Annotated in this window: 4 protein-coding genes; 3 read left to right on the top strand and 1 reads right to left on the bottom strand. The window is 59.3% G+C overall.

Annotation, left to right across the window (positions count from 1 at the left end):
* Together VGE80_RS01430 and VGE80_RS01425 are read left to right on the top strand one after the other, a co-directional pair.
* Positions 1-1,012: FIST signal transduction protein (locus VGE80_RS01430; RefSeq protein ID WP_440591407.1), on the top strand; the 1,012-nt coding region annotated here is incomplete at its 5' end.
* Complete coding sequence (locus VGE80_RS01425; RefSeq protein WP_440591406.1) at positions 1,009-1,932, top strand: bifunctional riboflavin kinase/FAD synthetase; 924 nt, start codon at positions 1,009-1,011, stop codon at positions 1,930-1,932. The genes VGE80_RS01430 and VGE80_RS01425, both read left to right, overlap by 4 nt.
* A 165-nt stretch (positions 1,933-2,097) precedes the next feature.
* On the opposite strand, the gene VGE80_RS01420 is transcribed toward VGE80_RS01425, so the two are convergent.
* Positions 2,098-2,670 carry a helix-turn-helix domain-containing protein gene (locus tag VGE80_RS01420; protein WP_373649043.1) on the bottom strand — a complete coding sequence of 191 codons (573 nt, stop codon included), beginning with the start codon at positions 2,668-2,670 and terminating at the stop codon, positions 2,098-2,100.
* A gap of 901 nt (positions 2,671-3,571) precedes the next feature.
* Between VGE80_RS01420 and VGE80_RS01415 the strand changes: the two genes are divergently transcribed.
* Positions 3,572-7,471 carry a secretin N-terminal domain-containing protein gene (locus tag VGE80_RS01415; protein ID WP_440591405.1) on the top strand — a complete coding sequence of 1,300 codons (3,900 nt, stop codon included), beginning with the start codon at positions 3,572-3,574 and terminating at the stop codon, positions 7,469-7,471.
* Positions 7,472-7,719: the final 248 nt, after the last annotated feature.

Here is a 7,719-nt window from a genome sequence, read left to right as displayed (position 1 = left end):
TCGGATCGGCGGCGGGCTGTTGCTGGGATGTACGGGCGAGACCGTCATCAATGGTACGCGCGAATACGAAAACGGACCGGCCCTGTCACTTTGGTCAGGCGTCTTGCCCGGTGCGGATCTTGTCCCGTTTCAGATGGAATTCGCCGAAACGCCCGACGGCATCATGTGCAGCGGTTTGCCCGACGATCTGGGGGACCGGACCGACGATACGCGTGCCGTCTTCCTGCTGAGCGAACCCTTTTCCGCGATGCCGCAGTCGGTGATTGATCTGCTGGCGGACGAACTGCCGAATGTCCCGCTGTTCGGGGGGCAGGCGAGCGGTGGCAACCCGACCGAGAATCGGTTGTTCCTGAACGGTCGCGAGATTGATCAGGGGGCGGTCGGGGTCGTCCTGCGAGGGGGGCCTCAGGTCCGTTCTGTCGTTTCTCAGGGATGCCGGCCGATCGGGACCCCATTCGTGGTGACGAAAGCCGATCGAAATGTCGTATACGAACTTGGCGGGGTGGCGCCGATGCAGCGGCTGCAGGAAATGTACCACCTGCTGCCGCCGCGAGATCAGTCGCTGGTCGAGGAAGGGGTCCATATCGGGATCGCGCTCAACGAGTATCAGGAGTCATTTCACCGAGGTGACTTCCTTATCTTGAACGTGATGGGGGTCGACAAGAAGTCGGGTGCCTTGAAAGCGGGTGGACCGATTCGGGTTGGTCAGACAGTTCAGTTCCAGATCCGGGACGGTGAGGCGGCGGACGCCGACCTGATTCGTCTGCTGGAAAGACACTCGTCGACGCACCCACGTCTCCCCGCGGCGAGCCTGCTGTTCAGTTGCAATGGGCGTGGCTCTCGGATGTTTTCTTCACCAGATCACGACGCGACACTGATCCAGCGACATCTGGGGCCTTTGCCACTGGCCGGTTTTTTTGCCCAGGGAGAGCTGGGACCGGTGGGCGGAAAAAACTACATTCACGGTTTTACCGCCAGCATTGCACTTTTCGAAGAAGAATCGGTTTCATGACCGTTTTGTTTGGGTTTGAATCTCCCGAGTGTTATCGCGGAGGGATCGTTTCCATAGGAAACTTTGACGGGGTTCATCGCGGGCATCAACTGATGTTGCGGACGCTCGTCAGTCAGGCCCGCGCTGCAGGCGTTCCTGCCGTGGTGCTGACGTTTGATCCGCATCCGATCGAACTGTTACGTCCGGAAGCGGCACCCCCACGACTGACCTCGATGTCGTACCGGGCGGAACTGCTGCAGAAGTTTGGGGTGGACACGGTCATCGTGCTGCCGACGACCCGGCAATTCCTGACGCTCACCGCAGAAGAGTTTTTTCACTCGATTGTCCAGACACAGCTCCAGGCGTGCGGCCTGGTCGAGGGGCCGAATTTCTATTTCGGTCGCAATCGTGAGGGGAATATCGATGTTCTGCGTCAGCTCTGTTCCCGGCACCAGTTGACTCTGGAAGTCGTTGAGCCGGAAATTGTGAATGACAAGCTGGTTTCGTCGAGTGTCATTCGAGGTCTGGTGAACGACGGAAATGTCGCGGAAGCGGGGCGGCTGCTGGGGCATCTTTACCGCATGGAGGGAACCGTTGTGACCGGTGCACAGCGGGGCCGGACACTCGGTTTTCCGACGGCCAATCTTGCTGAACTGGAAACCCTCGCCCCGGCAAACGGGGTCTACGCGGCCACCACGACGATCGACGGCACGAGCTGGGCGGCGGCGGTCAACATCGGCCCCAATCCGACGTTTGGCGAAGCGGCCCGGAAGATCGAGGTCCATTTGCTCGACTACAGTGGTGACCTGTACGGGCGCCGCATCGCGATTTCGTTTGTGTCGCGACTGCGTGATATTTGCAAGTTTGCTTCTGCGAACGACTTGCTTCAGCAGTTGCAGGCCGATGTCGCTGCGGCGCGTACGGCTTGTGCGGGGCTTTGATCTGCGGCGAGTACACTGGTCCGAGGTGAGTCCGAGGTGAAAAAGCACAAAAGCGGCAGGTGTCGATCATCGACTCCTGCCGCTCATCAGTCGGGTAACGCGAATCTGCTGTGGACCCGTCCCTGGTCACAACAGATGCTTATCCGGACGATTCATCTATGTTCTTCAGGCCAATTGTTTTTTCCGACCGACGAGGGTGCGGATCCGTTCGGCCAGCAGGGCTGAGTCGAATGGTTTCCGGAACGTCTCGTTGAACGGGGTACGGTCAAAACCGCTGGCCGTGTCGTCATCGCTCAGTAGCGCTACCAGTACAGCGTCAGCATACTCATTGTTTTTGCGCAGGTTCTGCGCAATCAATGTTGCTTCATGTCGACCCATGCCGAAGTCGATTACCACGCAGTCAGGATGCAGAGATTCGGCCTGAATGCCGGCTTCAAAGCCACTCGCCGCGGATTCAATTTTGTAATCCATGGGAGGCATCAGGTCGAGAATCTGTCCTCGGACGTTCTGGTCGACTCCGACGAGGAGCAATTTGCCCATCGCTTCGTCTTCCAGTTCCCCCAAAGGCATCCCGTGTTCCTTAAGGAACCGAATCAAGTGCTCGCGTGGGATGCGACGGTCCTGTGATCCGGGAATGCGGTAACCGCGCAGACGGCCGGAGTCGAACCATTTGCTCACTGTGCGGGGTGCAACCTTGCAGATCTTTGCTACCTGTCCAGTAGTGAAGATCGTTCTCATCGCGGGCTCTCCAATCACTAGATTTTGCTCACACAGAAGGGCGTCGCGACCCTCCGGATCTTCACCCTCAAACGTGTTGACGAGGTTTTTCCGCCGCTTGCTTTACGAGCGGCAGGAAAACCGCCGATTGCTCGGAGTCGGTGTCTTTCGGACAGAACCATGCATCCCGACTCATTCGAGACTCATAGTTCCATCCGACAAGTCTTTACGCGTCGGGCATCGGCGGGCATTTCGACTCGATCCCTTGGTCGAAATACCCGTGGAGGGCGGGGAATTACGTGTTCGCCTTCGCAGAGTCTTTAGCTCTGTGTTCAGAAAACCCTGATTGTCCTACCCCCCAGACGTCTTCACTGTGCGAGTCGCACATTCCGGATCAATCGCCATCCGTCGTGTGGTCGTTCGCACTGCTGCAAACCGTCTAGCTATTTGAATCGTCTTTTCAGGATTCGGTCTTGACATGTTTTGTGAAGAACGCTTGGTTCTTGCCTGCGAACTTCATCACGCTTGGGGTCCGTTTCTTTTTTTCCGTCAAACTCGCGTTGAATTGCCGAACTTTTCGCGATTTCCGTCAGGTTGCTGTATGCACCGGGAAACGATGATAGGAAAGGGCCGAAACGTATCAGCGTCACCTGGGGGTGTGTTCGTTCCGCATGGACTCAAAATTCTACAGTCCAAATACATGAAACCGACCTGAATTCGAAAAATCTAGTTCTCGTCGCGGTTTGCCGGGCTCTATCCTTCCTGCTGTGGGGCCTCATTGCGCCCAATAGCAACAATTGTAACGACGGCATCACGGATATCGATGTTTCAACACAATCCAACCGTTATTTCTCATAGCCAACGCGAAGGTTCTGTTGATGACGGAGTTCAACGATTGGGAGTCGGAATGCGAAACTCAGGAATGTCACCCTATTTACGATGGACCCTCTATTCCGTCGTAGCCGTCGCTGTCGCGTTTCCCGAGACCGCCTGGTCTCAGCGTTCCAGTCGCGGTGGCGGCGAACGGACACGTTCGTCGCGTGACGATTCCACAAGTTTGATCAATTCGCTCCGCAATAAAGAGCTGGTGGAAAAACTGGGGCTGACTCCTGAGCAGCAATCCCAGATTGACGAGATCCGCCAGGCCGCGACACGCAGCTATCGGGGGATGAGCACTGCCGAGTTTCAGGCGGCGAAAAAGGCCAACGAAGACAAAGTGCTCAATCTGCTGACCGATGAGCAGAAAGCGACGTGGCAGAAACATGTCGAGCAAGCCACCGGCACGCCACCCGCCGGAATTCCCGGAGGTGCTCCCGGCAGCGGTGGCTCGGAAAACAGCAGCGCCCCCTCGGGCGGTTCGACGAGCGTCGAAAGTGATCTGCCCAATGCGAAGGCTGCCGTTCCCGACAATGGACCGCCCCCCGGAGCCAAAACGGTCATTTCTTTTGGACCGGAAGCAGATTTGAAGGCCGCACAACACGAAGCGGCAGAAAAGGAAGCGGCCAGGGAGGCACTCGAAGAACAGGCGGATTTCGCGGAGGAGGCGGAATCCGATCCGGGAAAGCCGGGCGATTCGCGGCGGACGTCTCCTGAAACAACCCCCCCGAGAGAGATGGGGGACGAAGAAGCTCTTCTGTCATTCGAGTTCCGGTATGCTCCCTGGGAGAGTGTGCTCAAGCTGTTTGCGGACGCCAACGATCTGACGCTCGACTTGAACGACGTTCCTCCGGGAACCTTCAGTTATTACGACAACAAACGCCACACGATGACCGAGGCGCTGGATATTCTGAACGGATACCTGCTGCAGAAGGGCTACATTCTGATTCGGCGGGATCGGTTCCTGGTGTGTCTCAGTACCGATAGCCCAATTCCTCCCAATGTGATTCCGAACGTCACTACGGATGAGCTTTTTTCTCGCGGCAAGAACGAACTGCTGAATCTGATCCTCCCTTTGGAGGGGACTGCGGACGCTGACTTGGTTGTCTTAGAAGTGAAAGAGCTGCTCGGACCCTACGGCAAAGCGGTGGCACTGAAGTCGACAAACTCGCTCGTGCTGACCGATACGGGGGGGAATCTTCAGCGGATTCAGATGCTGCTGAAAACGGGAACGCCGGTCGGGAATAAAGACACCGCCTTCAAGTCGATCGCGTTGAAACATATTTCAGCGGCCGAGGCAGAACGGACGGTGCGTCGTCTGTTCGGGCTGAATCCTCCCGTGACTTCGTCGGCACCCGCGGCGGCACCCGCCCGGGGCGGGTTCGGCGGCGGACGCGAGCGAGGCGGGGGCGGCTTCCCGGGTGGTGGATTTCCCGGCGGCGGGTTCCCGGGGGGCGGCGGCTTTCCAGGGGGAGGATTCCCCGGTGGGCCTCCCGGGGGTGCACCGGCTCCTGCGGCACCTGCAGGAGGCTCGGCCTCGCAGTACCTGGGAAAAATTCAGGTCACGGCGGATCCTCGCACGAACCACCTGCTGGTGGCGACCAGTTCGACTTTGTTGAAAGTGGTGGAAGACGTTATCAAGGCGCTGGATACAAACGTGGATGCGGCGGGGAACGCACTCGGAAAGTCTGAGAACCCCACGTTCGTCAAATCGTACACCGTTCGAGGGGGCGACTCGTCCTCTGTCGCCCAGACATTGAACAACATCATGCCGGGAATTGTGATCGGTGAAGATTCCCGTTCCGGCAAGGTTCACATTCTGGGGACCAAGGAAGAACACGCCGCCGTTGAACGTCACATTAAAGAGTTTTCGGGTGAAGCGAGTGGCTCGGTCGCGGTCATCAACTTGAAGAAACTCGATCCCGCCCAAGTCGCGAATTCACTGCGGAACCTGTTTCTGAATGATGCCGCTCGCCCTCCTTCGATCGAGCACGATGCCAGCGGTCGACGAATCATGGTTCGCGGCACCGCAGACCAGTTGATGCAGGTCAGGGACCTGCTGCGCGGGATGGGGGAAACGATGGATTTTGAAGAGGAAGAGGATTCCGCAAAAGGGGCCGATCGGGGGAACCTGCGACATCTGAATCTGCGAAATCATGATCCGGCTGAAATCCTGAACATGGTCCAGCGAAGCTGGGGCGCTGCGGGTCGGTCACCGATCCGCGTTGTCGTCCCTTCACAACCGAGTCCCATTCGGGATCGCCGCGTCCCTGGGTCCCCTCCCTTCTTCCGGGACGAGGAAGCATTCGATCAGCCGATGCCACGCCGACCTCCACGGGATACGGGGCGCTCGACCGAGGCACCACCTCAGAAGCTGGTCCCGCAACATCCTCTAGAACGGTCTGAAGCAGTTCCAGGAAAGGCCCAGGAACCGGCTCCGCGTCAGCGAGTTCGTCCCGCCACAACACAACTGATTCCACGACCGACGGCCTCTCAGAATGAGGTGCGTGTCGTGCCTGCAGCGCAGGTGGTCCACAAAACGGCGGCAACGCAAGTCGCCTCCGCCGAAGAGGATGAGGCACCGATCGAGGACTCCACAACCTCGGCCCCCGATGAGGGGGATGGGGAGGACATGGCGCCGGCCGACGAGGAGGGCGAACCCGATTCGGGTGTGCGTGGAAGGAGAAGAAGTCGTCGGCAGCCGCCGAACGCTCGGGACATTCGGGATCACCAATCCGAGTTCGGGGAACCGGATGAGCCGGTCGGAGTCACCGTTCTTGGAAATGAATTGATCCTGACGGGGCCAGACAGTCAGACGCTGGATGAACTGGAAGAATTGATCACCGCGCTGGTTGATGGTACGCCCGCACGGCCACGGTGGACGGTTTTCTATCTGAAGACAGCGGATGCCACGGAAACGGCGCAGATGATCGAGCGGTTGTTTCCGCAAAGTTCGGTCTCTTCACCCGCCCCGACGAACGACTTCTTCGGCGGATTTGGGGGCGGGTTGTCTCGATTCGGTTCCGGCATGCTGAACGCGACGGGACTCGGCCAGACGCTGGGGGGATCACAGAATCTGCGGATCATCACCGACGTTCGGTCGAATGCTCTGTTTGTGACGGGACCACCCGATGTCATTCAGGATGTGGAATCGATGCTGGAATTACTCGACGCCAGCGAGCTTCCTCAATCTTTGCGGGACCGTTTGCCACGATCCATCCCGGTCGAATACGCCGACATCGACGAAGTGGCCGAGATGATCGAGAGCGTCTTTAAGGACGCGATGACATCGGAACAGCCACAACAGCAGGGGGGGCCCGGTTTCAATCCGTTTATGGCGATGATGGGTGGCGGAAATCGGAATGCGACGGCCGGGCGCAAGCCTCAGGGGCCGGAGCTGTCACTGGGCGTGGATCGCCGGACCAGTCATCTGATCGTTTCCTGCAATGACAGCATGTTCCGCCGCGTCGAGGCTCTGGTTCAGGCGACTGACGAACGAGCCAAGGAAGCTAGAAGAACGGTCCGGGTCGTGCCGCTGAAGACGGCCGATCCGATGGTCGTGCAGTCGACGCTGACATCGCTCATGCCCAAGGTCAACGTGAGTGCCACCCGCACGCGCCCCACAAGTTCCGGAAACGGTGCACCACCCGCACCTGATGCCGACATGATGCGCCGCATGGGTTCGCAGGGGGGCGGAAGACAGTTTGGCGGACGACAATCTGGCGGAGGCAATCCATTCGGTGGGGGACCATTCCCCGGTGGCGGTCCTCAAGGGGGAGGCTTCCCCGGCGGCGGACCGGGTGGTGGATTCCAGGGGGGACGCGGCGGCGGCCCTGGTGGATTCCAGGGTGGACGAGGTGGGGGTAACTTCGGAGGTGGAGGTGGCGGTGGCGGCAACTTCGGCGGTGGTGGCGGGAACACGGGCGGCCGTGGCCGGGGTCGCTGAAAACCCCCTCGTCAACCAACGCGAACAACTCTGAATTCCCACTGCTTCGCCGGTCGCGGGGGCCACGATCAGGCGGCCGGGATCGGGTGTCCCCGGTTGAGCGGTCTTCCGCCAGGGCAGAGTGTGAGCCTCGAACGGGGTCAAGCGGGTTGCCGACCCCGTTCTCGGACATCACGCCGGTGTCGCAGCACGCGTCGGTGTCGTCGTGCCTTGCACTGGGTAGGGGCGGCCAGCTCGATGTGACAGGG

It is taken from the genome of Schlesneria sp., from assembly GCF_036405755.1.
In the GTDB taxonomy this organism is placed as follows: domain Bacteria; phylum Planctomycetota; class Planctomycetia; order Planctomycetales; family Planctomycetaceae; genus Schlesneria; species Schlesneria sphaerica.
This window is presented reverse-complemented; position numbering and strand designations above follow the sequence as displayed.

Bases quoted from the DNA above. Each gene is read 5' to 3' on its own strand.
- VGE80_RS01425 (WP_440591406.1), top strand. From the start codon at position 1,009: ATGACCGTTTTGTTTGGGTTTGAATCTCCCGAGTGTTATCGCGGAGGG.
- VGE80_RS01420 (WP_373649043.1), bottom strand. From the start codon at position 2,670: ATGAGAACGATCTTCACTACTGGACAGGTAGCAAAGATCTGCAAGGTT.
- VGE80_RS01415 (WP_440591405.1), top strand. From the start codon at position 3,572: ATGTCACCCTATTTACGATGGACCCTCTATTCCGTCGTAGCCGTCGCT.